This window comes from Streptomyces luteosporeus (genome assembly GCF_039532865.1).
GTDB lineage: Bacteria > Actinomycetota > Actinomycetes > Streptomycetales > Streptomycetaceae > Streptomyces > Streptomyces luteosporeus.
In genome coordinates, this window is the sequence record NZ_BAAASL010000002.1 from 152,844 (window position 1) to 176,881 (window position 24,038).

The following is a 24,038-nucleotide window of genomic DNA, read 5'->3' on the forward strand; positions in this document are numbered from 1 at the left end:
AGAGAGACAATGGCGAAGCCGCCCCCGCGCAAGCCGAAGAAGAAGGTCTGCGCTTTCTGCAAGGACAAGACCGCTTACGTGGACTACAAGGACACGAACATGCTGCGGAAGTTCATTTCCGACCGCGGCAAGATCCGTGCCCGTCGCGTGACCGGCAACTGCACGCAGCACCAGCGTGACGTCGCCACGGCCGTCAAGAACAGCCGTGAGATGGCGCTGCTGCCCTACACCTCGTCCGCGCGATAAGGGAAGGGTGACCAAAACATGAAGATCATCCTCACCCACGAGGTCTCCGGCCTCGGCACCGCCGGCGACGTCGTGGACGTCAAGGACGGCTACGCCCGCAACTACCTGGTCCCGCGCGGTTTCGCGATCCGCTGGACCAAGGGTGGCGAGCAGGACGTCGCGCAGATCCGTCGTGGTCGCAAGATCCGCGAGATCGCCACGATCGAGCAGGCCAACGAGGTCAAGGGCAAGCTGGAGGGCGTCAAGGTCAGCCTTGCCGTCCGTGCCGGCGAGGCCGGCCGTCTGTTCGGTTCCGTGACCCAGGCCGACGTCGCTTCCGCGATCAAGGCTGCCGGTGGTCCGGACGTGGACAAGCGTCGTGTCGAGCTGGGTGCGCCCATCAAGACGCTCGGCGCCCACCAGGTGTCCGTGCGCCTGCACGCCGACGTCGTTGCCAAGCTCGGCATCGAGGTCGTCGCCGCGTAATCGCTGCGCTCGGCAGACTGAGCGAGGGCCGCACCCCATTCGGGGTGCGGCCCTTCGCCGTTTTGCCCTCCGCCGCTTAGGGCGTGCCGGCGGATCGTGCAGCGCCCCGTCAGGGGCGCGGGGAACTGCGCGATCGGCCACCCGCGGCCTGCAGCCGATGTGCCACCCCGTCTGCGGGTGCGTCGTGGCTTGTCGCGCAGTTCCCCGCGCCCCTGACGGGGCGCCCTGGTGCTGCATGGCGAAGATCCGCCGGACCGCCCTACGGCCGCACCGCTCCCGTGACGATCCAGTGGCCCGAGCGGGCCCGTAGCCACAGGGTGGCCATCCGGACTGTCATCATCAGCGTCATCGCCCACCACAGGGCGGTCAGTCCGCCGCCGAGGGCGGGCACGAGCAGGGCGACGGGTGCGAAGACGGCCAGGACGAGGAGCATGGCCCCGGCCAGGTACGTTCCGTCGCCGGCGCCCATCAGCACGCCGTCCAGGACGAAGACGACCCCGGCGACCGGCTGGCCGAGGGCCACCAGCAGCAGGGCGGGCAGCATGGCGTCCCGTACGGCGGGGTCCGAGGTGAACAGCGGGATGAACAGCGGCCGGGCCAGCACCACCAGGGCGCCCAGCACCACTCCGGAGCCGATGCCCCACTGCACCATCCGCCGGCAGGCCGCGCGGGCCCCGGCGGCGTCCCCGGCGCCCAGGTGGCGTCCGATGATGGCCTGACCGGCGATGGCGATGGCGTCCAGGGCGAAGGCCAGCAGGTTCCACAGGGACAGCACGACCTGGTGGGCGGCGATGTCGGTGTCGCCGAGCCGGGCCGCGACGGCCGTGGCGATCATCAGGACGGCGCGCAGGGACAGGGTGCGCACCAGCAGGGGCGCCCCGGCCCGGGCGCAGGCGCGTATGCCTGCGGCGTCCGGGCGCAGGGAGGCGCCGTGCCGGCGGGCGCCGCGGATCACGACGGCGAGGTAGGCGGCGGCCATGGCGCACTGGGCGGTGACGGTGCCCCAGGCGGAGCCGGCGATACCGAGGCCGGCGCCGTACACGAGGCCGAGGTTGAGGGCGGCGTTGGCGGCGAAGCCGCCGAGGGCGACGTAGAGCGGGGTGCGGGTGTCCTGCAGCCCGCGCAGGACGCCGGTGGCGGCGAGGACGGCGAGCATGGCGGGTATGCCGAGCGCGCTGATCCGCAGGTAGGTGGTGGCGTGGGGCGCGGCGGTCGGGGATGCGCCGAAGGCCTCGACGAGCAGTGGGGCGGTGGCGAGGACGCCGAGGGTGACGGCGGCGCCGAGGAGGAGGGCGAGCCAGATGCCGTCCATGCCCTGGCGGATGGCGGCCCGCAGGTCGCCGGCGCCGAGGCGGCGGGCGACGGCGGCGGTGGTGGCGTAGGCGAGGAAGACGAAGACGCTGACGGCGGTGGTGAGCAGGGCGGCGGCGATGCCGAGGCCGGCGAGCTGGGGGGTGCCGAGGTGGCCGACGATGGCGCTGTCGGCCATGAGGAAGAGGGGTTCGGCGACGAGTGCGCCGAAGGCGGGGACGGCCAGGGCGAGGATCTCGCGGTCGTGCCGTCGGGCGGTCTGCCGAGCGGCCTTCCGGTCGGCCTGCCGGGCGGTTGTGGGCGGCTGGGCCACGGATGCGCTCCCATCTTCCACAGGTAATCAGTCCTCCCAGTCTACGCCCCTTACGTCGCGGGGTGTTGTGTGATCTTCTCTGTGCCGTTTGTCGTGATCTCCGGCCACGGGCGAAACTTTTTCTCCTCAACAGCCGGTGGATGGCAAAGGTGCAGGTCAGAGGGGTTGGGTCAGGGGGATTGTGTGTTTGTCCACAGCGCTGTCCCCCGTGCTGTGCACAGGTTACGGGGACTTCTCCACAGACTGGGGCCGCTCATCCACACCCCCTGTGGATAACCAGATTGGCTGACGGTGCCCGCGGCCCTACCGTGGACCGGCGGCCGCCGGAGTCGGGCGCGCTGTCCGTCGTCCGTTTCCCCGTGCCGTAGGAGGTCCCCGGGTGAGTATCCCCGAGCCCATGGACGACCCCTGGGACGACGGCGGCCCCAGCGACCGGCTCCCCTTCCCCCGCGCCCGCCGCGGCGACGGCAAGGGCCGGGGCGAGCAGCACGACCGCGGCGCGGAGGACGGCGACTGGAGCGGCCGCGAGACCGGCTTCGAGCGCGTCCCCCCGCAGGACCTGGACGCCGAGCAGTCCGTGCTCGGCGGCATGCTGCTGTCCAAGGACGCCATCGCCGACGTCGTCGAGGTCCTCAAGGGCAACGATTTCTACCGTCCCGCCCACGCCACGATCTACCAGGCCGTCCTCGACCTGTACGCCAAGGGCGAGCCGGCCGACCCCATCACGGTCGCGGCGGAGCTGACCAAGCGCGGTGAGATCACCCGGGTCGGCGGTGCGGCCTATCTGCACACCCTCGTCCAGTCGGTCCCCACGGCGGCCAACGCGGAGTACTACGCGGAGATCGTCCACGAGCGGGCGGTCCTGCGCCGCCTGGTCGAGGCCGGCACGCGCATCACGCAGATGGGATACGCCGCCGACGGCGACGTCGACGACATCGTCAACAAGGCCCAGGCCGAGGTCTACGCGGTCACCGAGCAGCGCACCAGCGAGGACTACCTCCCGCTCGGCGACATCATGGAGGGCGCCCTCGACGAGATCGAGGCGATCGGTTCGCGCAGCGGCCAGATGTCCGGCGTGCCCACGGGCTTCACCGACCTCGACGCCCTGACCAACGGCCTGCACCCCGGCCAGATGATCGTCATCGCGGCGCGTCCGGCCATGGGTAAGTCCACCCTCGCTCTCGACTTCGCCCGCGCCGCCTCGATCAAGAACCAGCTGCCCAGCGTCATCTTCTCCCTCGAAATGGGCCGCAACGAGATCGCGATGCGCCTGCTGTCCGCCGAGGCCCGCGTCGCCCTGCACCACATGCGCTCGGGTTCGATGACGGACGACGACTGGACGCGCCTCGCGCGCCGGATGCCGGACGTCTCGGCCGCGCCGCTGTACATCGACGACTCCCCGAACCTGTCGATGATGGAGATCCGCGCCAAGTGCCGCCGGCTCAAGCAGCGCAACGACCTCAAGCTCGTCGTCATCGACTACCTGCAGCTGATGCAGTCCGGCGGCGCCCGGCGTCCCGAGAGCCGGCAGCAGGAGGTCTCGGACATGTCCCGTAACCTCAAGCTCCTCGCCAAGGAGCTGGAGGTGCCGGTCATCGCCCTCTCGCAGCTGAACCGTGGTCCCGAGCAGCGCACCGACAAGAAGCCGATGGTCTCCGACCTGCGTGAGTCCGGCTCCATCGAGCAGGACGCGGACATGGTCATCCTGCTGCACCGCGAGGACGCGTACGAGAAGGAGTCGCCCCGCGCGGGCGAGGCCGACCTGATCGTGGCCAAGCACCGTAACGGTCCGACGGCCACCATCACGGTCGCCTTCCAGGGCCACTACTCGCGCTTCGTGGACATGGCCCAGACCTGATCCCGCCGCCCGCCCTCCAGCGGGCGCAGCGCGAGCAGCACGGCCGTCGTGGTCGCGAGGAGGGCGACGCAGGCGCTGAAGACCAGCCCCGAGGAGCGCAGGCCGAAGGCCGTGGCCATGGCGCCGACGCCGACCACGGGGATCGAGATGGCCACGTAGAGCACCACGAACAGCGCGGAGGTGACCTCGCCCCGCCGCTCGGCCGGAGCGAGGTCGCCCACCGCCGTGACGGCGGCGCGGAACGACAGGCCCTGCCCGCAGCCCGCGACGAGGGCGCCGGTGACGAGCAGCGGCAGCGAGGCGGCGAGCAGCGCGGCGAAGATCAGGGCCATGCCCGCCACGAGCACCACGCACCCCCACGGCAGGGCCTGGTGGACGCCGACGCGTCCCATGGCGAGCTGGCCGGCGGTCGAGGCCGCGAAGACGGCGCAGACGACCGTGCCGGCGACCGCCGGGTCGTGCACGCCGAGCACCTCGCCGAGGAAGCTGGGGGCCACCGACGTGAACAGTCCGAGCGTCGCGAAGCCGGCGAAGCCGGCCATGGCTCCGGGGACGAAGGCGGGGCGCACCTGCCGCGGCACCCGCAGCCGGCGCGGTACGAGGGAGGCCCGGCGGCGGCCGCCCACGGTCTCGGGGATCAGCAGCACCCCGGCGATGGCCACGGCGACCAGCGCCAGGTCGACGACGTACACCAGGCGCAGCGGGTCGGGGGCGTACTGGGCCAGCAGGCCGGCGAGCAGGGGGCCGCTGCCCAGGCCGCCCATGTTGGCGGCGGTGGCGACGAGCACGGCCGTACCGGCCAGGCGCCGGGGGGCGAGTTCGACGACGGCGGCCGTGGCCGTGCCGGTGAAGAGCCCGGCGGACAGCCCGGAGAGGATGCGTCCGGCGAAGAGTTCGGCGAGGCCGTGCTCGAAGAGGAAGCAGGCGGCGCTCGCCGCCGACAGCACGAGCCCCGCCAGCAGGACCGGCCGTCTGCCGACGACGTCCGACAGCTGCCCCATCAGGAGCAGGGCGGCGATGACGCCGACGGCGTAGACCGCGAAGATCACCGTGATCATGAGCGAGGAGAAGCCCAGTTCCCGCTGGTAGAACGCGTACAGCGGGGTGGGCAGGGTGGTGCCGCACATTGCGACGGCGAAGGCGTACGCGGCCGTGGCGAAGGGCCAGGCGGGCTCGTCCGGTCCGGTGGGCTGATCAGGCGTCACCGCGACTGCCTATCAAGAAGGCCCGCCGCCTCCCCGGCGGCACGCCCGGGAAACCGGGCTGCCGCACCGGCCGGCCCTGGTTAGGGTGCGGGCATGATCGACACGAGTGGGGTGCAGGGCGGGGACGGGCTGCTGCCGGGTACGCGGCGGGCCCTCCTGCGGCGGGTGGCGCAGGGGCAGGCCGAGGGCCGTACGCCGTCCATGGTGGGGGCCGTCGTGCGCGACGGGCACCTGGTGTGGGCCGCGGGGCGCGGGGACGTCGGCGGGCGCGAGCCGGACGCGGACACGCAGTACCGCATAGGTTCGATCACCAAGACCTTCCTCGCCGTGCTGGTCATGCGGCTGCGCGACGAGGGCCTGCTCGGCCTCGGCGACCGGCTGGGGCAGCACCTGGAGGTGCCGGAGGGGGCCGGGGCGACGATCGCCCAGCTGCTGTCGCACACCTCCGGCCTGTCCGCCGAGCCGCGCGGGCCCTGGTGGGAACGCACGGACGGGAGCCTGCGCCCCGGCCTCGGCGACCTCTTCGGCGAGCGCCCGCAGCGCCACCCGGCCGGACGCCTCCACCACTACTCCAACCTCGGCTTCGCGCTGCTGGGCGCGCTGGTGGAGAAGCTGCGCGGGGAGCACTGGTACGAGGTGCTGCGCCGCGAGGTGCTGCTGCCGCTGGGGCTGGAGCGCACCACGCTGCACCCGGTGGCTCCGCACGCCGACGGCTGGGCGGTGCACCCGTGGGCCGACGTCCTGCTGCCCGAACCGGCCGCGGACACCGGGCGGATGGCACCCGCCGGGCAGCTGTGGTCGACGGCGGCCGACCTGGGCCGCTTCGCCGCGTTCCTCATGGCCGGGGACGAGGCGGTGCTGCCGGCGGCCACCGTCGAGGAGATGCGCACGCCGCTGGCCGAGCCGCAGGGCGCGGACTGGACGGGCGGCTACGGCCTGGGCGTCCAGCTCGTACGCAAGGACGGCACCGTCCTCGCCGGCCACACCGGCACCATGCCCGGCTTCGTGGCCCAGCTGTGGACGGACCCGCGCGAAGGCATCGCCTCCGTCGTCCTGGGCAACCTCACCTCCCTGCCCACCGCCGGCGCCGTCGCCGTCGACCTGATCACCACCGTGGCCGAGCTCGAACCCGGCCTGCCCGCACCCTGGCGGCCCCTGCAGGACGCCGACCCGGAGCTGCTGGAGCTGACCGGGCCCTGGTACTGGGGCGCGAGCCCCTTCGCCCTGCGGCTCGGCGCGGACCGCGCCCTGTCCCTCGCACCGGTGGACGGCCCCGGCCGCGCGGCACGTTTCCGCCCAGAGGCCGACGGCACCTGGACCGGGCTCGACGGCTACTACGCGGGGGAGACCCTGCGCGCGGTGCGCACCGCCGACGGCACCGTGAGCCACCTGGACATCGGCACCTTCGTCTTCACCCGCCGCCCCTACGAGCCCGGGGACGCCGTGCCCGGGGGAGTCGACACGGGCGGCTGGCGATAGTCGGATCGTCGTCACGCGGTGGACCACGGACGTAGAGTCGACCGGGAGAACGGCGGCGCCCGAACAAGCGGCGCGACACCCACCTGGAAGGCACCGTGACTGCCCACATCGCACCGGACCTGCTCGACTTCCCGCCTTTGGAGGCCGGCCACTTCGCCCGCATCGAGGACAAGGTCGCGGCGCTGATGCGCACCCGCCGGACCGTCGTCGCCATGCAGGGCGAGGCGCTGCTGCCGCTGGAGGCCGCCATCCGCTCGGCCGTACGCCCCGGCAGCACCGCGCTGAACGTCGTCACCGGCCCCTACGGGGAGACCTTCGGCGGCTGGCTGCGCTCGTGCGGTGCCGACGTGGTGACGGTGGCGGCGCCGTTCACCGGCGCGGTGAGCGCCGAGCAGATCGCCGACGCGCTGCGCGCCCACCCCGCCATCGACTTCGTGAGCCTGGTGCACGCGGAGGCGGCCACGGGCAACACCAACCCCGTCGCCGACATCGCCGCCGTCGTGCGCGAGCACGGTGCGCTGCTGATGCTCGACGCCGTCGCCTCGGTGGCCGCCGAACCGCTGCTCACCGACGAGTGGGGCGTCGACCTGTGCGTCATCGGCGGCCAGAAGGCCATGGCCGGCCCGGCCGGCGTCTCGGCCGTCTCCGTCAGCGAGCGGGCCTGGGAGCGCATCGCCGCCAACCCGCAGGCCCCGCGCCGCTCCTACCTGTCCCTGCTGGACTGGAAGGAGCGCTGGGTCGACGCCGGGCGCTCCGCCCTGCCGCACGCCCCGGCCCAGCTGGAGATGCTCGCCCTGGAACAGGCCGTCGACCGCATCCAGGAGGAGGGCCTGGACTCCGTCGTCGCCCGGCACCGGGCCGCCTCCGCGGCGACCCGGGCCGGCGTGCGCCTGCTGGGCGCCCTCGCCCCCTACGTCGTACGCGACGAGGACGCCGCGCCCGCGGCGACGACGCTGCGCGCCCCGCAGGACCGTGACGCCCGGGACGTGGTGGCCGCGGCCCTGGCCGCCGACGCGTCGGTGCCGCTGCAGGCGGCCGGCGGCGCGCTGGCCACCGAGATGATCCGCGTCAACCACTACGGGCTCGACGCGGACCGCGAGGTCGTCCTCGCGACCCTGGAGGCGCTGGCCGCGGGCCTGCGGGCCCTGGAGGTGCCGGTCGCCGAGCCGGACGAGGCCCTGGCCGCGGCGGGCAAGGCCTGGGACGCGGTGGCCGCCGCCTGACGGTGCCCCGCAGGGGCACGGGACGTGTCGCGCCCCCTCGTCGCGCAGTAACCACGGCGCCCCGTAGGGGCGCGGGGAACTGCGCGACAAGCCACGACGCACCCGCAGATGTCCCGAAGCCCGGGGTGGCGTGTCAGCTGCGGGCCGTCCGTGGCCGATCGCGCAGTTCCCCGCGCCCCTACGGGGCCGGACAGGCCCAGCCGCCCCCGGCGCTCCCGCGCCGAGGGCGGCTTTTTGCTGTCCTTTTCGTCTTTGTGCCCATTTGCCCCGGTATGGCGCCGCGCCGGCTCGCCCACACCCGCGGATAGAATCGGAACACTGATCCCGCTTCGTTCCCCGGCCGCGGAAGGACCCCATGGCACGTCGCAGCACCCCCGTCCGGGCACCCGCGGAGCTGCGCGCGGACGCCCGGCGCAACCGGGCACTGGTGCTGCGTGCGGCCCGCTCCGCCTTCGAAGAGGCCGGGCTGGCCGTGCCGTTGGGCGAGATCGCCCGCCGCGCGGGGGTGGGCACGGGCACGGTCTACCGCCATTTCCCGTCCAAGGACGCCCTGTTCAGGGCGACGGTGGCGGACCGGGTACGGCTCTTCACCGACACGGCAAGGGAGTTGGCGGGTGCCGACGACGCCGGACCGGTCTTCTTCCGCTACCTCGCGGCGGTCGTCCGGCTGTCCGTGCGCAACAAGGGGCTCTGCGACGCGCTGGAGGGCACGTTCCAGCCCTCGCCGGGCGTGGAGGAGGACTTCCGGGCCGCCCTCGCGGTACTCCTCGAACGCGCTCAACAGGCGGGCGCCGTACGGCCCGACGTCACCGTCGACGACGTACGCGCCCTGCTCGTGGGCTGCCTGTCCATGGAACAGCGGCGCGGGCCCCAGGTGGCACCGGGCCGGATGACGACCCTGGCGTGCGACAGCCTCCGGCCGGGGCGGCGCGTGACGAAACTCCCGCCGAATCCGGCACCTGAGCGTAACGAAACGCAGTGCGCTGCGTGCGGTGGCGTGGTGGTGCCGGCGCGGACGGGCCGGCCGGCCCGCTACTGCGGGGCGGCGTGCCGCCAACGCGCCCACCGGGCCCGCGCCCGGGCGGAGCGCGGAGCCTAGCCGGGGCTGCGCCCCGGGCCCGGGGGCGGTTGCTGCCCGTGGGTCGGGTTGTGCCCACCCGTCCCGCCCAGCGGGACGATTGCCCACAACCGGGCTAGGCGCTCGTCAGGGACTCCACTGCTGCTACCAGCGGGGCCAGTTCCGGGCGGGTGGCGGCTTCGTCCAGGGCCTCGCGCAGGGCCCGGGTGTTGGTGGGGCGGGCTTCTTCCAGGAGGGTGCGGCCGGCGGGCGTGACGTCGGTGTAGATGCCGCGCCGGTCCGTGAGGCAGAGGTAACGGGTCAGCAGGCCGCGCTCCTCCAGGCGGTTGACCAGGCGGGTCGTCGCGCTCTGGCTGAGGACGACCGCGTCGGCGACCTCGTTCATGCGCAGGTGGCCGCCCTCGCCGTCGTGCTGGCGGCTGAGGACGTCGAGCACGGAGAACTCGCGCACGCTCAGGTCGTGGTGCTCCTGCAGGGCGCGTTCCACGTGGGCCTCGATGCGGCCGTGCAGTGCGGAGAGCGCGCACCAGCCCTGAGCCAGCCCCACCAGTGCGGGGTCCGTCGTGCGGGACATGGGTGGGCCTCCTTCGCCGCGTTCGTGCTGGTCGTCCCCAGGATATCCCTCCGCTGCAATAGCAGGCGCTTGCAAGCAAATGCGTCTGCAATTATTGTCTAAGCCAGTAGAGACCGTTTGCAAGGAAAGTTGCCCCCATGCCCCTCGCCCTGCTGGCGCTCGCCGTCGGTGCCTTCGGCATCGGCACCACGGAATTCGTCGTCTCGGGCCTGCTGCCCGAGATCGCGGCCGACTACGGCGTCTCCATCCCCACCGCGGGGTTCCTGACCACCGGCTACGCGCTCGGCGTCGTCGCCGGTGCCCCCGTCCTCGCGGTGCTCGGCAGTCGCGTCCCGCGCAAGACGATGCTGATGGCCCTGATGGGGCTGTTCGTGGCCGGCAACGCCCTCTCCGCGGCCGCCCCGGTCTTCTCCGTCATGCTCGCCGGGCGCGTCGTGGCCTCGCTCGCGCACGGCGCGTTCTTCGGCATCGGCGCCATCGTGGCCGCCGGCCTGGTCGCCCCGCAGAAGAAGGCGGGCGCCATCGCGATGATGTTCACCGGCCTGACCGTGGCCACGGTGGCCGGAGTGCCCCTGGGCACGCTGCTCGGCCAGCACGCCGGCTGGCGCGCCACCTTCTTCGTCGTCGCCGGGCTCGGCGTGCTCGCCGTCCTCGGCATCGCAGCCCTCGTCCCCCACCAGGGGCGCCCCGAGCGCCGGCCGGTCGCCGGCGAGCTGGCCGCCTTCCGCAACCCCCAGGTGCTGCTGGCCATGGCGATGACCGTCCTCGGCTTCGGCGGAGTGTTCACCATGAGCACGTACGTGGCGCCGATGATGACCGAGGTCGCCGGCTACGCCCCGCAGTCGGTCACCTGGCTGCTGGTGCTGTTCGGCGTCGGCATGCTCGCCGGCAACCTTGTCGGCGGACGGTACGCCGACCGTGCGCTGATGCCCATGCTGTACACCGCCCTCGGCGGACTGGCGGTGCTGCTCGCCCTCTTCCCGCTGGCCGCGCACGACAAGACGACGGCCGCGGTGGCCGTCATGCTCGTCGGCGCCTTCGGCTTCGCGACCGTGCCGCCGCTGCAGAAGCGGGTGCTGGACCACTCCGCCGAGGCGCCCACCCTCGCCTCGGCCGTCAACATCGGTGCGTTCAACCTGGGCAACGCGATTGCCGCCTGGCTCGGCGGTGTCGTGATCGCCGCCGGTCACGGCTACACCTCGCCCGCGTGGGTGGGGGCTGCGATGGCCGCGTCGGCGCTGCTGCTGGCGCTGGTCGCGGCGGCCGTGGAGCGGCGGACGGCGTCCGCCGGGGGCCGGCTCGTGGCTGTCGGGGCGCCGGTCGCCCCGACGGCCGAGCACAGCGCCCCTACGGGGCGCACTGGTGCCGCGTAACAAGCCATAGGCTCCGGCCCATGAGCAGACTGCACGTGTTCGATCTCGACGGAACGCTGATCCACGGCTCGGCCGCCGCCGTGGAGATAGCCCGGCAGCTGGGGCTGGAGGCGGAAACCGGCGAGCTGGAGCGGGAGTTCGCCGCGGGTCGGCTGACGCCGTCGCAGTTCGCCGAGCGCGCGGTCGCGCTGTGGACGGAGCTGACCGAGGCCCAGGTGGCCGCGGCCTTCGCCGGTGCGCCGTGGCTCACCGGCATCGAGGAGGTGTGGGCCGCGATCCGGGCCCGCGGGGAGCGGATCGCGGTGATCTCGCTGTCGCCCGCGTTCTTCGTCCGGCGCCTGCTGGACTGGGGCGCCGACGCCGCCCACGGCTCGCGGTGGCCGTCGGTGCCCTTCCGGGAGCGGGTGGACCCGGCGGGCATCCTGGACGCCTCGGCGAAGGTCCGCATCACCGATGCGCTGTGTGCGCAGTACGGGCTCGGGCGCGCCGACTGCGTGGCGTACGGCGACTCGATGTCGGACGCCGAACTGTTCAAGGTGGTGCCGGTGTCGGTGGCGGTCAACGCCGACCACCACGTCCAGCACGTCGCCACGCACTCCTACCGCGGCACGGACCTGCGCGAGGCACACGCCCTCGTCGGGGCACCCTAGAGCAACGCCCCCGCGCCCGTTCGGACTTCTGCTGAATCGTTCTGCCGCCCGATATGCCGGTGGCAGGCTGCGCTCCATCAGCAGACGATGACGTCCGAGCGAGGGAACGATGGACGCTCCCAGCACCCCGGCGAACGGCGGGGGCATACCGGCCTCCTGCGCGACCGCGCCCCCGTCCAGCCTCGGCAGCCGCTGGCAGCCGCTCGCCTACCAGGAGCGGGCGCACCGGCCGGAGGGCAGCGCGGCGCAGCCGTCCGCCGACGCGGCGCTCGTGCGGCGCACGCTCGCCGAGATCGAGCCCGTCGCGGACAAGGTCACCTCCTACTTCTACGCCCTGCTCTTCCTGCGCGACCCGGACCTGCGCGCCCTGTTCCCCGCCGCCATGGACGTCCAGCGCGACCGGCTGTTCAAGGCGCTGCTGACGGCCGCCCGACACGCCGACGACGTGCCGGTGCTCACCACGTACCTGTCGGAACTCGGCCGCGGGCACCGCAAGTACGGCACGGTCGCCGCCCACTACCCCGCCGTCGGCGAGGCCCTCCTCGGCGCGCTCGCCCGCTACGCCACGCAGACGTGGGACGCGACCGCCGAGGCGGCGTGGGCGCGGCTGTACACCACCGTCTCCCAGATCATGATCGACGCGGCCGCCGCGGACGAGCGCACCTCCCCGCCCTGGTGGCAGGCGGAGATCGTCGCCCACGAACCCCGCAACCACGACATTGCCGTGATCACCGTCCGGCCCGACGCGCCCTACCCCTACCGCGCCGGGCAGCACGCGAGCGTGGAGACGCCGTGGTGGCCACGGGTGTGGCGGCACTACTCCTTCGCCTGCGCCCCCCGCTCCGACGGCCTGCTCACCTTCCACGTGCGGGCCGTGCCCGCGGGCTGGGTGTCCGGGGCGCTGGTGCACCGGGCCCGGCCCGGCGACGTCGTCCGCCTCGGGCCCCCGGCCGGGTCGATGGTGGCCGACCACAGCACCGACGACGGCATGCTCTGCCTGGGTGGCGGCACCGGCATCGCCCCCATCAAGGCGCTGGTCGAGGACGTGGCACAGCACGGCCGCAGCCGTCCCGTCGAGGTCTTCTACGGCGCCCGGCACGACGACGACCTGTACGACCTCGACACGCTGCTGCGGCTGCAGAAGGTGCACCGCTGGCTGTCGGTGCGCCCGGTGGTCTCCGACGGCCCGACGCTGGGGCTGAGCGGCCGGCTGCCGCAGGTCGTGCGCAAGTACGGGCCGTGGACGGCGTACGAGGCGTTCCTCTCCGGGCCGCCCGGCATGGTCCGCAGCGGGGTGGACGCCCTGCTGGGCATCGGCATCCCCCCGCACCGCATCCGGCACGACTCCCTCGACGAACTGCTGGCCTCGGCGGGTGCCCCGTAGGGGGCGCGGCACTTCGTCTGCGGGCCGGCGGTGGCCGATCGCGCCCACGCGGCGGCAGCCGCAGATCGACACTGCCCCGCGCCCCTTCGGGGCGCTCGGCGTCAGCCCAGGTCGGGGGCGAGGAGGGCGAGGATGCCCTCGACGTTCTCGCGGAGGTAGGTGCGCAGGGACGGCGGGACGACCTCGACCGACTCCAGGCCGGCGGGCGTGAAGGGGATGCGCACCACCTCGTACGTGCCGTGGGGCTCGTCGATCTCCGGGCCGTGCCGCCGGGAGAGGTCCATGGAGGCGAGCCGGCAGACGAAGAAGTGCTGGACCTTCACGCCGTGGGCGGCGTGGTGCAGGGAGTGGCGGACGGTGTCGACGAAGGCGGGGACGACGTCGGTGACCTTGGCGCCGAGCTCCTCGTCGACCTCGCGGTGCAGGGCGGCGACGACGGTGGGGTCCTGCGGCTCGACGCCGCCGCCGGGAGTGATCCAGTACGGCGGCTCGCCGGGCTTGGTGCGTTTGATCAGGATCATCTCGTGGCCGGCCGGGCGGGAGCCGCCCCCGGGCGCGTCGAGGGTGTCGAGCAGGATGGCGCGGGCGGTGCGTTTGACCACGGGGCGTTCGGTCATGGGGAAGATCTGCCGCGCGGACCGGCGGGCGAAACGCGGGTGCCGGGTGAAAGGGCGTCTCACCACGACACCGCTGCGCGCAGCAGCCACTCGTGCGCCCGGGCCAGCTGCGGGTTGCCGAGCGTGCCGGCGCGGACGACGAGGAAGTACGTGCGCAGCGGCGGCACCGGCGGGTCGAGCAGGGCCACCACCTCCCCGGTGTCGAGGGCGTCGCCGCACAGGTAGCGGGGCAGGACGCCGATGCCGGCCCCGGCGGCGACGCACGCCAGGACGGCGCGCAGGTCGGGGACGACGACGGTGCCGGCGGTGACGGGTGCGGAGTCGAAGACGGTGGCCCAGTAGCGGGCCAGGAGCGGCAGGCTCTCGTGGACCTCGACGACGGGCAGTCCCTCCAGGGCGCTCGCGCCCTTGTCGCGCAGGACGGCCGGGCCGCCGAGCCGGGCGGCCCAGCGGGGGGCGGCGACCAGGACGTGCTCCTCGTCGCACAGCGGGGTGGCGGTCAGCAGGGGGCCGCGGGGGCGGGTGGTGGTGACGGCGAGGTCGTGGTGGCCGGCGGCCAGGCCCTCGAAGAGCTCCTCGGCCATGCCGTGGGCGGCGCGCACGGTCAGGCCGCGGCCGATGAGCGGGGCGAGGGCGGGCAGGATGCGCAGGGCGGTGAACTCGGGCGGCCCGGCCAGGTGCAGGGTGCGGGCGGGGCCCTGGCCGGCGAAGCCGGATTCGGTGATCTCCAGCAGGGCGTCGACGTGCGGGGCGATGCGGTGGGCCAGTTCGTCGCCGGTGGTGGTGGGGCGCACGCCGCGGGCGACGCGCAGGAAGAGCGGGCGGCCGACCTGGCGTTCGAGGGCCCGGATCTGGCTGGTGACGGCGGGCTGGGAGAGGCCGAGGAGGGCGGCGGCGCGGGTGAGGGAGCCGGCCCGGTGCACCGTGACGAACGTGCGTAAGAGGGCCAGATCCATGTGTCTCCCCTTGGCTTGTCGCCACTGATTGTGGGGGAACTATAAATAAGTCGATAGGGCGGTGTCGCCGGCGTGATTGGACACTGACGCAGAGTCAACTAGCCTGGTTCGCGCGGCTCTTCCTCGTGGAGCCGGGCGGCTCGAGCCAAGAGGGGGGAGGCTCGAGCCGCCCTTTCGCCATGTCGTCGGCCATGTCGCCGGCCGCTTTCGTCGGGTGGTGCTGTCAGGCGGCGTTGCCGTAGGGGCGGGCCCGTCCCGCGAGGTGGGCGCGGTACCAGTCGGCGTGCTCGGCGATGCGCAGGCCGGGGCCGGGGGCGCAGCCGGCCAGCTCCCAGATGCGCCGGCTCGCGTACCAGCGGTCGGCGGCGATGAGCGAGACCTGGTGCTCCGAGACGCGCCCGGAGGTGCGGCGCAGGCGCGCGAGGTACTCCTCCTGGCTCAGGTCGTCCACGGGCGGGCGCAGCCCGGCGTGGGTGACGAGGGCGTCCAGCAGGTCGCGGAAGGCGACCGGTTCGGGGTGGGCGGCGTGGTGGACGCCGGCGGGCACGGCGTCGCTGCCGGCCACCGCCACCACCAGGCGGGCCAGGTCGTCGACGGCGACCAGGGACAGCAGGGCGCGGCCGCCGTCGATCAGTGCGGGTACGCGTTCGGTCAGTTCGGCGATCGCGGGGACCACCCACGTGTCGCCGCGTCCGTAGACCAGGGGCGGCCGCAGCACCGTGCCGCCCGCCGCGAGCACGGCCTGCTCGGCGGCCAGCCGGGTGCGGCTGGCGGGCGAGACGGGGCGGGCGGGGGCGTCCTCGGCGAGGCCGCGGTGCGGGCCGGCGCCGAGGACGGCGGTCGTGCCGGCGTACAGGATCCTGCGCACGCCGGCCCGGCGGGCCTCGGCGAGCAGGGCGCGGGTGCCGGCGGCGTTGACCGCCTTGCAGGTGTCCTCGTCGCTTCCGACGTACGAGGCGAGGTGGAGCACGGTGTCGACGCCGGTGCACAGGCCGCGCAGCGAGTCCGGTGCGGTGAGGTCGCCGTGGACGTACTCGGGTGCCGGGCCGGGGGAGGTGGCGACGGGGCGCCGGACCAGGGCCCGAACGGGTGCGTCGGTGGTGCGGGTCAGCTCCTGCAGGACGGTGGAGCCGATGAAGCCGGTGGCGCCGGTGAGCAGGATGCGTCCGGTGCTCATGCGCGGGCTCGCGGGCGCATGACGAGGCGGCCGGTGACGGCGGTCCGGCCGTCCTGGACGGCCCGGGTGGTGATGTGCGTGCCCTCCTCGGTGCGGCCGGTGATCTCGGCGTGCACGGTGCAGGGCGTGCCGAACTCCACGTAGTGGGCGAACTCGGTGGTGTAGGAGGCCGGTGTCACGGGTCCGGGGCCGGCGACCAGGTGGGCGGCCTGGCGCATGGCCTCCATGACGGCCATGCCGGGCACGTGGTCGACGGGGTGGTCGAAGAGGACGGGGTGGCGGCAGTCGGCGCGCAGGTCCCAGGTGTGCGTCCCGGCGGCGGGGGCGAGGGCCACGTCCTCCTCCCGGTCGCGGCCGACGAGGTGCGGGTCGACGGGGGCGGGCAGCGGTGCCTCGGCGGCGTCCGCCCAGGCGCTGAGCAGGTCGATGGGGCGCAGCCGGCGGTAGGCGGTGGGCGAGGTGACGTGGAAGGACGTCCCGCCGCCGCCTATGCGTCTGCCGTCGCGGAAGAGCTCGATCCGCAGCCGCATGCCGGCCAGCTGAGTGCCGCGCATGCGCACGTCGTGGCTGGTGGCGACGGCGGTGACCTCGGAGGGGGCGCCGTCGATGTGCAGGCCCTCCTCCTCGATGTCGTAGGAGAGGTCCCACATGAGGAAGTTGTGCCCGAGGGGGACGCCGTACTCGGTGTGGGCGATCAGCAGGCCGGTCTGCCGCACCGTTTCCGCGACCAGCATGGGGTCGTGGCGGCGGTTGCGTTCGAGGGTGAAGAAGGAGTGGGCGCGCGGCCACTGGGCGGAGACGAGGTACGTCCCCTCGCCGAGGCCGGCGGAGCCGGTCAGGAAGACCTCGGACAGCGCGGAACGGTGGACGAACTGCCGGGGCACGGTCTGGTCGTACGCGGCCCGGTCGTACGCGGTGGTGGTCGTTGCTCCCCTGATGAGTGTCGCGGTCATCATGTCCCCCTGAGACGAGTGCGGTGGCGCCTGGTGAGGGCGCTTCTGGCGACGACTCAGGCCACGATACCGGTCAGCCGGTTTTTTTCAAGGGCCAAGATCGCGTGATTTCGTACACCGATGCCGCACTGATCCCCCCGCCATGATCGTGTCTGCGTCAAGCTGCTTTCAGGTCGATCCTCGGTCTCTTTTGGCGTTTCTCTTATGCTGTGGGCTGCGCAGATGTCCACGGGGGGTACGAAGGGTAGAGATCACGTGGCAAGACAAGAACGAGCGGTCCGGACCCGTCGTGTTGTTCTGGAGGCGGCGGCCGAGGTCTTCGGCGAGTACGGATACGAGCGGGCCGGTATTTCCGACATCCTCAAGCGGGCCGGGGTGACCAAGGGCGCGCTGTACTTCCACTTCGCCTCCAAGGAGGCCCTCGCCCAGGCCGTCATCGAGGAGCAGCTCGGCATGGCCGGCGGCGCCACCACCGGCGAGGGCCTGCAGGGGGCGATCGACCTCACCCACGAGACCGCCCGCGCCCTGCAGCACGACGTGATGCTCCGGGCCAGCATCCGGCTCACCCTGGAGACCACGTTCGACTCCCCGGCGCCCGCGCCCTACGAGGCGTGGGTGAGCGTGATCGAGCGGCTGCTCACCGAGGCGCAGGACCGCGGCGAGGTGCTGCCGCAGGTCGTGCCGCACGAGACCGCGATGATGATCGTCGGTTCCTTCACCGGCATCCAGGTGATGTCGGAGATCCTCACCGGCCGGGCCGACCTGCCGGGGCGGATCACGAAGTTCTGGCAGCACGTCCTGCCGGGCATCGCCTTCCCCGGCGCCCTCGCCCACATGGACCCGCGCGGCACCGGCGGGTACGCGGAGGCCGCGGCGAAGGACCTGCCGGCCGCCTCCTGAGGACGCTGCTTCTTGAGGACGCCGCCTCCCGAGGCGCTGCCTCCTAGGGACTGTCCGGCGGATCTTCGTCACGCGGCACCACGGCGCCCCTACGGGGCGCTGCACGATCCACCGGACACGTCCTGAGACGCCGCCTCCCGAAAACCCGGCCCGCCCCGCCGGGGCGGGTTTTCCGTAAGGAACGCGGAGGTCAGCCGGATACCGCCGGCCCGCCCGCCCGGGCCACCATGGCAGGACCGGCGGAGGACCCTTCGCCGTACGGTCCGTTGGTTGGAGGTGCCTTGCAGCCGAGCGCAATGCCGCACGCCGTCTGCCACGTCTGGGGCGCGGCGCCGCTGCCCGAGCCGCACCGCTACCTGCCACTGCTGGATGCCGCCGAGCGGTCCCGCTTCGGCAGTTACGCGCACGAGGGCGACCGGGCCCGCTTCGTCACCGGCCGCGTGCTCGCCAAGGCCGCCCTCGCCGAGCAGGTGGGCGCCGGCCTCGACGCCGTCCGCCTGCCCGTGCGCTGCCCCGACTGCGGCGGACCGCACGGCAAGCCGCGCCCCGACGGCGCCGCGGTGGGCTGGGAGCTGTCCGTCTCGCACTCGGGCGACCGCGTCCTGGTGGCCCTCGCCCACGGCCGGCCCCTCGGCCTGGACGTCGAGGAGCTCACCGCCCCGGGCGACGCGGACGAGGAGGAGCCCGTCGAGGCGTCGTTGACCCTCACCCCCGCCGAGCGCGACGCGCTGCGCACGCTGCCGGCGGCCGCCCGGCAGCACGGCTTCCTGACGTACTGGACCCGCAAGGAAGCCGTCCTCAAGGCCACCGGCGACGGGCTGGCCGTGCCCATGACCGACTTCACCGTCTCGTCGCCCGCCGAGCCGCCGGCCCTGCTGGCCTGGCACGGCCCGGGCGGCTCGGGCGTCCGCGCGCAGCTCACCGACCTGACCGACCGCACCGCACCCGAACTCGCCCTGGGCGAGGGCTACCTGGCCACCCTCGCGGTGCTCGGCACCGCACCCGTGGAGGTCAGGGCGCACTGGGGCGCCGAACGGATCGCGCACGTGCTGGACGAGCCGCAGTCGCCCGCCGCCCGCAGGTAGCGCAGCACCGCCAGCACCCGGCGGTTGGCCACGCCGTCCGGCTCCAGCCCCAGCTTGGCGAAGACGCCGGCGACCCGCTTCTCCACCGTCGCCGTCGAGACCACCAGTGCGCGGGCGATGCCGGCGTTGCTCAGCCCCTCGGCCATCAGCGCCAGCACCTCGCGCTCGCGGGGGCTGAGCTGCGCCAGGTCGTCGTGCGCCTCGTGCGCCCGCAGGGCGCGGGTGACCGCGTCGGGATCCAGCACCGTCCCGCCGCGGGCGACGCGCGTCAGCGCGTCCAGGAACTCCGCCTCGTCCCCGATCCGCCGGTGCAGCAGGTAGCCCGTGCCCCGGCCGCCCGCCGCCAGCAGCTGCGGCACGTGGTGCGCCTCGGCCCGCCGCGACAGGACCAGGACGGGCGTTGCGGGCCGCTCGCGGCGCAGCGCGACGACCTCCTGCAGGCGGCCGGCGGCGGCGACGACCACGTCCGGGCGGTGGTCGGCGACGGTGGCGGCAAGCGGGCGGTCCCCGGGGGACAGGGGGGTGTGGCCGGCGTCGGCCAGGGTGCGCAACAGGCCCGTGCGCAGCAGGGCGAAGGGCTCGTCCACCACCACGCGCAGCGCGCCGACGGCAGTGGGACCGGCCGGGCGGCCGGTCAGTGCGATGGGTGGCACGTCTCTCCTCCTTGGTCGTGCACGACCGCGGCGGGGCCGGCACCGGCGTGCGCTCCTCGCGCCGCGCCCGTGACCGGCCCCGTCCCTGCGGTCGCCGTGCGCCCGGCTTCAGTCCAGGACGTAGCCGTCGCCGGCCCGGTGGACGCGCGAGCGCCGCAGGTCCGACAGGACGAACGTGCGCTGCAGCCAGCGGTCCCGGCCGTCGTAGCGCGGCCGGAAGGCGGTACGGCCGTGCACCGTCACCCGGTTGTCGACGATCGCCAGGTCGCCCGGCAGCAGCCGGGCCGTCTGCGCGGTCAGCTCGAACAGCTCCCGCAGCTCCTCCATGGCCCGGCGGGCCCGGTCGGTCAGCGGCGTCGTCGCCGCCATGTCCACGCGCAGGTCCGGGTCGTCGGGCGCGCCCGACAGCACCGGGTGCGGGGCGTCGGTGCCGCCGGTGCCGAAGGACGGCGGGGCGGTCGTCACGAACTCGTGCGCGGACAGCGCCGCACGGCCCTCGTCCGACAGCAGCGGCAGCACCTCGCGCACGCATGCGGTCCGCAGCCCGGCCACCTTCTCGTGGTCGGCGCGCAGGCACATCAGCATCACGAAGTCGGGGCGGTGCGGGTGGAAGGCGTTCTCGGTGTGGAACGTCAGCAGCACCGAGCCGGCGTTGCCCTGGAAGTCCTCCTGGCCGCGGCGCGGAATGACGTCCTGCACCAGCGCACCGGTCTTCTCCGGACGGAAGGCGGCCGGGTCGCCCAGGCCGCAGGCGACGGCGGTCAGCACGCCGGCGGCGACGGTGGCGGTGCGCTGCACCGAGTCGGGTGCCGACGGGGTGTCGGGCAGCTCCTCCTCGCCGACCGGCAGGCCGCGCACGAGCAGGGCGCCGGTACGGCCGGAGTCGCGCCGGTAGTCGGCCAGGGCGCGGCGCAGCGTGGCGGGGAACTCCGACCAGGCGTCGCGGGCGGCGGCCACCCATTCGGGGCTGTCCACCCGGCCCCCGGCCGCGGTGCGCAGGTCGCGGACCGTCCGCTCGACGGCCGGCGCGCTGTAGGGGTCGACCGTCACGGTCGGCACGGAGACCCGGGATTCGAGTATTGCGGTCATGGATTGATCACCGTCTGAGGTAGGGAGGGAAGGGCTGCGCGCGGGCGCGTCAGGCCGCCATCGCCTCGGCGACCGAGCGGGGCCGCATGTCGGTCCAGGTGGCGGTGATGAAGTCGAGGGCCTCCTGGTGGCCGGACTCGCCCTGGGCGACCTGCCAGCCGGCCGGCACCTCGGCGAAGGCGGGCCACAGCGAGTACTGGCGCTCGTCGTTGACGAGCACGAGGTAGCGGCCGTCGGTGTTCTCGAACGGGTTGGTCATGGCAGTGATCCTTGATCCTTCGTGAGCGGTGGTCAGGCGGTCGCGGTGGCCAGCGACACCGGGTCGTCGGCGGTGTGCGCGGTGTGCGCGGCGTGCGCGGTGTCCGGGGTGGTGGCGGCGTCCAGGGCGTCGAGCACGTCCGGGCCGTAGACCCCGTGCAGCCAGTTGGTCTGGTAGATCGTGTCCAGGTAGCGCTCCCCCAGGTCCGGGGAGAGGGCGACGGCGGTGCCCACCGGCGCCCGGTCGGCCAGCCAGGCGGCGGCGCCGGCGACGACCGTCCCCGTGGAGCCGCCGAAGAGGAAGCCGCGCGAGGCCAGCCGGTGGCAGGCGCGCACGGTGTCGCGCTCCGGGACGAGCACCACGTCGTCCACGTAGGCCTCGTCCAGCAGCGGCGGGCGGACGCCCGCGCCCAGGCCCGGGATCATGCGCGGGGCGGGCGGCCGGCCGAAGGTGACCGAGCCGACGCTGTCGACGGCGACGATGCGTACGTCCGGGCGGTGCTCCTTGAACCAGCGGGCGCAGCCCATCAGCGTGCCCGTGGTGCCCGCCCCGACGAACAGCGTGTCGAGGTCGGGGAAGCGGCGGGAGATCACCGGCGCGGTGTGCCGGTGGTGGGCACGCCAGTTGTTGGGATTGGAGTACTGGTTGAGCCACACGTACCGCTCGTCGCTCTCGCACAACCGGCTCACGTACGCGATGCGGGCGCCCAGGAAGCCGGTCTCCGGGTCGGGCTCGGTGATGGTGTGCACCCGGGCGCCGAAGGTCTCCATCAGCCGGCGGGTGGCGAGGTTGCAGCGGGAGTCGGTCACGCACAGGAAGCCGTAGCCCTTGCTGGCCGCGATCATGCTGAGGGCGACGCCGAGGTTGCCCGACGAGGACTCCACCAGGACCGAGCCGGGCCGCAGCCGGCCCTCCCGCTCCGCGGCCTCGATCATCTCGGCCGCGGCCTTCTGCTTGACGGAGCCGGCGAAGTTCAGGCCCTCGCACTTGAGGTAGAGCGGCAGGCCGAGGGCGGTGCGCAGATCGACGTAGAGATCGTTTTCGTTGAATTCCTGGGGTACCGAGATGATCGGCACGTTGTCCTCCGGTTCTTGCGGTCCGGCGAGGCGTCAGCCGTAGCGCCGCATCTCGTGGAAGAAGTCGTCGACGACCGCCAGTTCGCCGCCGGCCAGCGCGGCGTCGTAGACGTGCTTGCCGAGCGCCAGGTCCAGGACGCCCAGACCGAACGGCGAGAAGACCAGCGGCCGGTCCGCGGGCAGCTCCACGCCCCCGGTCAGGACGTCGTACAGGGTGCCGTGGACGAAGTCGCGGTTGCCCGTGGCCTGCTCGGCCAGGTGCAGCGAGGTGTTCGCCTTCAGGCAGTGCTCGACGTCGTCGACGATGTTGGTGGCGCCCAGCACCACCTCCGGCGCGAGGTCGCGCAGCGAGACGTGCAGGACGAGCGGGTTGTGCGCGAACCACGCCGGGTCCTCGACGTGCGGCGTGCCCGCGACGGTGGCGAACACCACCAGGTCGCAGGAGCGGATCAGGTCCTCGGCGCTCTCGCGCACGGTCACCCGAGCCGCCGTACCCGTGCCGCGCACGTACGCGCTGAAGCCCTCCGCGTGCTCCGCGAACAGGTCGTGCACCGCCACCTCGTCGAACTCCCAGCCCGTGCCCACCAAATAGGTGTGCAGGTAGCGGGCGATCAGACCGGTGCCGACGAAACCCACCCGGCGCGGTCGCGGGGCGCCCGCCCGGCCGTCGGCCAGCGCGCGGGCGGCCAGCGCCGCCGACGCGGCGGTACGGGCGGCACTGATGATGGAGCTCTCCAGGCAGGCCAGCGGATAGCCGGTCGCATGGTCGTTGAGGATCAGCACCGCCGAGGCGCGCGGAATGCCAGCTGCGACGTTCTCCGGGAAGCTGGAGATCCACTTCAGCCCGTCGACGCGGTTGCCGCCGCCCAGCGAGGCGGGCAGGGCGATGATGCGCGACGACGGCCGGTCGGGGAAGCGCAGGAAGTACGAGGGCGGATTGACGGTGGCGCCCTCCCCGTGCAGCCGGTAGGCGGCCTCGACCAGATCGGTCACCTCCCGCTCACGGCCCTGCAGGATGCGGTGGACCTGGGCGCCGGGAATGACGGCGAAAGTAGGGGTATCGGTCTGCGACATGCGTCTGTCAGTCTCCGTGATGCGGTACGGGCTCTCAGAGCCCGAGGACGTGGCCCGGCAGGCGGACCGGATCGCCGAGCACGACCGCGATCTCGCGGTCGCCCCGGTAGGGCTCGCGGCTGTGCGCCGTGCGCAGGTTGTCCACCAGCAGCACGTCGCCGCGCTGCCACGGCTCGCGGCGGGTCGCCGCGCGGTAGGCGGCGTTGATCGTCTCCACGACGTCCTCCGGGACGGGCGTGCCGTCACCGTACGCCGTGTCGAACGGCAGGCCGTCCTCGCCGTACATCGCCACGAGGTACTCGCGGATCATCGGATCGAGGGTGCGGCCGTTGAGGAACGCGGCCTGGTTGAACCAGACCTCCTCCCCCGTGACCGGATGGCTGATGATCGCCGCCCGGCGCTGGCGGGTGTGCAGGCGGCCGTCCGGCAACCACTCGGCCTGTACGGCGTTCGCCGCGCAGTACGCGTCGACGGCCGCCGTGTCGTCCGTGCCGAACGCCTCCGGCCACGCCACGCCGACCTCGTGGTACGCGCGCTTGAGCAGCCAGCCCAGGCGGCGGAACGGCTCCACGACGTCCGCCGGCAGCGCCCGCAGCACCTCGCGGGAGTCGGCCACGGCGGTCGCGCCGCCCTCCGCCGGGGCCGTCAGGCAGCCGAAGACGGCGGTCGCCGGGACCTCGGCGGCGTAGCTCAACTCGTGGTGCATGCACATCGGCTCGTCGTGCGGCCACTCCGAGCCGGAGTACACGCCGCTGCCCAGGTCGCGGCGCGCCGCGAAGCGCTCGCGCTCGCGCATCGGGACGACACCGAGGGCGTCCGCGACGGCGGCCACGTCGGCGGCCGAGGCGACGGCGAGGCCGCGGAGGAGGAGGGCGCCGTGGGTGGCCAGGGCGGTGCGGATTGCTTCGCGGTCGAGGGACGTGACAGTTGCTACGGGGGTGCGGCCGGGTTCCGTGGTGACGGTGAGGGGTGGGTCGAGGAGGGTGGTCATGGTGCGTCCTGTGGGTGGTTGCTGTTGTCCGGGGTGGTGCGGCCCGGTG

Annotated in this window: 24 protein-coding genes; 11 read left to right on the plus strand and 13 right to left on the minus strand. The window is 73.7% G+C overall.

Annotation, left to right across the window (positions count from 1 at the left end; all coding sequences use genetic code 11):
* The first annotated feature begins 9 nt into the window (after window positions 1-9).
* Both rpsR and rplI read left to right on the plus strand, forming a co-directional pair.
* Window positions 10-246 (plus strand): 30S ribosomal protein S18, encoded by a 237-nt coding sequence (rpsR, locus tag ABD361_RS02880; protein ID WP_004950692.1) that lies wholly within the window; start codon window positions 10-12, stop codon window positions 244-246.
* Between the two features lie 18 nt (window positions 247-264).
* Window positions 265-711 carry a 50S ribosomal protein L9 gene (gene rplI / locus ABD361_RS02885; RefSeq protein ID WP_344433031.1) on the plus strand — a complete coding sequence of 149 codons (447 nt, stop codon included), beginning with the start codon at window positions 265-267 and terminating at the stop codon, window positions 709-711.
* Between the two features lie 259 nt (window positions 712-970).
* On the opposite strand, the gene ABD361_RS02890 is transcribed toward rplI, so the two are convergent.
* Complete coding sequence (locus ABD361_RS02890) at window positions 971-2,335, minus strand: MATE family efflux transporter (RefSeq protein ID WP_344433032.1); 1,365 nt, start codon at window positions 2,333-2,335, stop codon at window positions 971-973.
* A 397-nt stretch (window positions 2,336-2,732) separates the two neighbouring features.
* Here ABD361_RS02890 and dnaB point away from each other — a divergent pair, with 397 nt between their 5' ends.
* A complete protein-coding gene (gene dnaB, locus ABD361_RS02895; RefSeq protein WP_344433272.1) occupies window positions 2,733-4,193 on the plus strand; it encodes a replicative DNA helicase in 1,461 nt (486 codons plus the stop codon).
* On the opposite strand, the gene ABD361_RS02900 is transcribed toward dnaB, so the two are convergent.
* On the minus strand, window positions 4,160-5,398 hold the full coding sequence (locus tag ABD361_RS02900; RefSeq protein WP_344433033.1) for an MFS transporter: 1,239 nt from the start codon (window positions 5,396-5,398) through the stop codon (window positions 4,160-4,162). The genes dnaB and ABD361_RS02900 overlap by 34 nt on opposite strands.
* 93 nt (window positions 5,399-5,491) lie before the next feature.
* Here ABD361_RS02900 and ABD361_RS02905 point away from each other — a divergent pair, with 93 nt between their 5' ends.
* The 3 genes from ABD361_RS02905 to ABD361_RS02915 all read left to right on the plus strand — a co-directional run bounded on the left by ABD361_RS02905 (window position 5,492) and on the right by ABD361_RS02915 (window position 9,199).
* Window positions 5,492-6,877 carry a serine hydrolase domain-containing protein gene (locus tag ABD361_RS02905; RefSeq protein WP_344433034.1) on the plus strand — a complete coding sequence of 462 codons (1,386 nt, stop codon included), beginning with the start codon at window positions 5,492-5,494 and terminating at the stop codon, window positions 6,875-6,877.
* 95 nt (window positions 6,878-6,972) lie between these two features.
* The gene (locus ABD361_RS02910) at window positions 6,973-8,100 is read left to right on the plus strand and encodes a pyridoxal-phosphate-dependent aminotransferase family protein (RefSeq protein WP_344433035.1); all 1,128 of its coding nucleotides are present in this window, start codon (window positions 6,973-6,975) and stop codon (window positions 8,098-8,100) included.
* Between the two features lie 355 nt (window positions 8,101-8,455).
* Complete coding sequence (locus ABD361_RS02915; protein WP_344433036.1) at window positions 8,456-9,199, plus strand: TetR/AcrR family transcriptional regulator; 744 nt, start codon at window positions 8,456-8,458, stop codon at window positions 9,197-9,199.
* A gap of 94 nt (window positions 9,200-9,293) precedes the next feature.
* On the opposite strand, the gene ABD361_RS02920 is transcribed toward ABD361_RS02915, so the two are convergent.
* A complete protein-coding gene (locus tag ABD361_RS02920; protein WP_344433037.1) occupies window positions 9,294-9,752 on the minus strand; it encodes a MarR family winged helix-turn-helix transcriptional regulator in 459 nt (152 codons plus the stop codon).
* Between the two features lie 137 nt (window positions 9,753-9,889).
* Between ABD361_RS02920 and ABD361_RS02925 the strand changes: the two genes are divergently transcribed.
* The 3 genes from ABD361_RS02925 to ABD361_RS02935 all read left to right on the plus strand — a co-directional run bounded on the left by ABD361_RS02925 (window position 9,890) and on the right by ABD361_RS02935 (window position 13,159).
* Entirely contained in the window at window positions 9,890-11,125 is a 1,236-nt protein-coding gene (locus ABD361_RS02925; RefSeq protein ID WP_344433038.1) for an MFS transporter, read from the plus strand.
* Window positions 11,126-11,145: 20 nt separating this feature from the next.
* The gene (locus tag ABD361_RS02930) at window positions 11,146-11,775 is read left to right on the plus strand and encodes an HAD family hydrolase (RefSeq protein WP_344433039.1); all 630 of its coding nucleotides are present in this window, start codon (window positions 11,146-11,148) and stop codon (window positions 11,773-11,775) included.
* A gap of 109 nt (window positions 11,776-11,884) precedes the next feature.
* Window positions 11,885-13,159, plus strand: a complete 1,275-nt coding sequence (locus ABD361_RS02935) for a globin domain-containing protein (protein WP_344433040.1) — start codon at window positions 11,885-11,887, stop codon at window positions 13,157-13,159.
* Window positions 13,160-13,260: 101 nt separating this feature from the next.
* Here the strand turns inward: ABD361_RS02935 and ABD361_RS02940 are convergent, their stop codons facing one another.
* From ABD361_RS02940 to ABD361_RS02955, 4 genes are all read right to left on the minus strand, one after another.
* Window positions 13,261-13,776 (minus strand): NUDIX domain-containing protein, encoded by a 516-nt coding sequence (locus tag ABD361_RS02940; protein WP_344433041.1) that lies wholly within the window; start codon window positions 13,774-13,776, stop codon window positions 13,261-13,263.
* A 59-nt stretch (window positions 13,777-13,835) separates the two neighbouring features.
* Window positions 13,836-14,732, minus strand: a complete 897-nt coding sequence (locus ABD361_RS02945) for a LysR family transcriptional regulator (RefSeq protein WP_344433042.1) — start codon at window positions 14,730-14,732, stop codon at window positions 13,836-13,838.
* A 223-nt stretch (window positions 14,733-14,955) separates the two neighbouring features.
* Complete coding sequence (locus ABD361_RS02950) at window positions 14,956-15,909, minus strand: NAD-dependent epimerase/dehydratase family protein (protein WP_344433043.1); 954 nt, start codon at window positions 15,907-15,909, stop codon at window positions 14,956-14,958.
* The gene (locus ABD361_RS02955; protein ID WP_344433044.1) at window positions 15,906-16,865 is read right to left on the minus strand and encodes a ScbA/BarX family gamma-butyrolactone biosynthesis protein; all 960 of its coding nucleotides are present in this window, start codon (window positions 16,863-16,865) and stop codon (window positions 15,906-15,908) included. The genes ABD361_RS02950 and ABD361_RS02955 overlap by 4 nt, the downstream gene beginning before the upstream one ends.
* Before the next feature lie 252 nt (window positions 16,866-17,117).
* On the opposite strand from ABD361_RS02955, the gene ABD361_RS02960 reads away from it, so the two are divergent.
* Window positions 17,118-17,762 carry a ScbR family autoregulator-binding transcription factor gene (locus ABD361_RS02960; RefSeq protein ID WP_344433045.1) on the plus strand — a complete coding sequence of 215 codons (645 nt, stop codon included), beginning with the start codon at window positions 17,118-17,120 and terminating at the stop codon, window positions 17,760-17,762.
* Window positions 17,763-18,043: 281 nt separating this feature from the next.
* Window positions 18,044-18,847 (plus strand): 4'-phosphopantetheinyl transferase family protein, encoded by an 804-nt coding sequence (locus ABD361_RS02965; RefSeq protein ID WP_344433046.1) that lies wholly within the window; start codon window positions 18,044-18,046, stop codon window positions 18,845-18,847.
* On the opposite strand, the gene ABD361_RS02970 is transcribed toward ABD361_RS02965, so the two are convergent.
* The 6 genes from ABD361_RS02970 to ABD361_RS02995 all read right to left on the minus strand — a co-directional run bounded on the left by ABD361_RS02970 (window position 18,730) and on the right by ABD361_RS02995 (window position 23,989).
* A complete protein-coding gene (locus ABD361_RS02970) occupies window positions 18,730-19,500 on the minus strand; it encodes a LuxR C-terminal-related transcriptional regulator (RefSeq protein ID WP_344433047.1) in 771 nt (256 codons plus the stop codon). The two genes, ABD361_RS02965 and ABD361_RS02970, sit on opposite strands and share 118 nt — an antisense overlap.
* Before the next feature lie 108 nt (window positions 19,501-19,608).
* Window positions 19,609-20,589 carry a TauD/TfdA family dioxygenase gene (locus ABD361_RS02975; RefSeq protein WP_344433048.1) on the minus strand — a complete coding sequence of 327 codons (981 nt, stop codon included), beginning with the start codon at window positions 20,587-20,589 and terminating at the stop codon, window positions 19,609-19,611.
* 49 nt (window positions 20,590-20,638) lie between these two features.
* Window positions 20,639-20,848 (minus strand): MbtH family protein, encoded by a 210-nt coding sequence (locus tag ABD361_RS02980; RefSeq protein ID WP_344433049.1) that lies wholly within the window; start codon window positions 20,846-20,848, stop codon window positions 20,639-20,641.
* Window positions 20,849-20,880: 32 nt separating this feature from the next.
* Window positions 20,881-21,924 carry a 2,3-diaminopropionate biosynthesis protein SbnA gene (gene sbnA, locus ABD361_RS02985; RefSeq protein WP_344433050.1) on the minus strand — a complete coding sequence of 348 codons (1,044 nt, stop codon included), beginning with the start codon at window positions 21,922-21,924 and terminating at the stop codon, window positions 20,881-20,883.
* Window positions 21,925-21,957: 33 nt separating this feature from the next.
* Entirely contained in the window at window positions 21,958-22,998 is a 1,041-nt protein-coding gene (gene sbnB, locus ABD361_RS02990) for a 2,3-diaminopropionate biosynthesis protein SbnB (RefSeq protein WP_344433052.1), read from the minus strand.
* A gap of 34 nt (window positions 22,999-23,032) precedes the next feature.
* On the minus strand, window positions 23,033-23,989 hold the full coding sequence (locus ABD361_RS02995) for a TauD/TfdA family dioxygenase (protein WP_344433054.1): 957 nt from the start codon (window positions 23,987-23,989) through the stop codon (window positions 23,033-23,035).
* Window positions 23,990-24,038: the final 49 nt, after the last annotated feature.